Annotated in this window: 2 pseudogenes; both read right to left on the reverse strand. The window is 62.2% G+C overall.

The annotated features are described in order from the left end of the window. Nucleotides 1–456: pseudogene (locus PA598K_RS32060) on the reverse strand (hypothetical protein); the annotation flags it as partial. Continuing rightward, nucleotides 446–889, reverse strand: a pseudogene (locus PA598K_RS37475) (hypothetical protein); the annotation flags it as partial. The pseudogenes PA598K_RS32060 and PA598K_RS37475, both read right to left, overlap by 11 nt.

Consider the following 889-nt stretch of genomic DNA (forward strand, 5'->3'; position numbering starts at 1 on the left):
CATATCCTGCGGCAGCACGCACCAGCGATTATCGAACATGCCGGGCTTCATGCCATGTCCGTTCATCCGGTTCGCATCAAGCAGGAAGGCTGGCGGCGCGTCTGGAGACAGCCCAAGTCCGCCCAGCTCCTCCGCCCCTCGGAATAACGCCTTGACCAATGCGTCCACCTGAACCATTGCCGCTAATCGCTGCGGACTGCGCACGCCGTTATACAACGGCACCGGCCGATAGCCCATGCGCGCCAGAGACAAGCCCTCCTCCACGCCTTGTATCTCCGGCAGATCCAGGATCAGCATCGTATGGCGCTCCGCCGCTGTCACATATTCGATGCGCGGCTCGGTTATAGCGATCCAGTCCGTATCCGGTGGCCGGATGAACAGCACGGGCTTCGCCCACTCGCTCCAGACGGCGTCTGTGGGGGCCCACGTTTTGTAGGCGGTCTTGTTATCTAACATGCTCCTCACCTTCCTTGGCGACCAACACCGGGATGTCGATCGCGCGATGATCGATACGCGCATAGGGGCTGATCCTGCCGTAGAAGCCTGCGCACCGGCCATCCACGGTAAATACACCGATGCAGACATGGTACTTGCCCGACCCGTCCTTGCTTAAAGACGGCTCACCTGGCGGTAACTGCTCATGAGGCTCGTCTTGCCGGTCAGTGCTGGGCAGTCTGACTGGCACCCTCGTCAGTACAGGCGGCTCACCCGACTGATGCGGCTCGTCGCCCTCGCCTCGGCGGTCACGGGCTCGCGACCCGCTCATATCCTCCGCCACCAAAGGCTCGCTGACGAATCTGCGCTGTGCGATCCACTTGCCAGGGAACCAGCGCGCAGACCGCTCGATCTTGCGCCGTTCTCGCTGCGTCACCGCCTCCTCGATCAGGAT

This window comes from Paenibacillus sp. 598K, assembly GCF_003851045.1.
Classification (GTDB): domain Bacteria; phylum Bacillota; class Bacilli; order Paenibacillales; family Paenibacillaceae; genus Paenibacillus_D.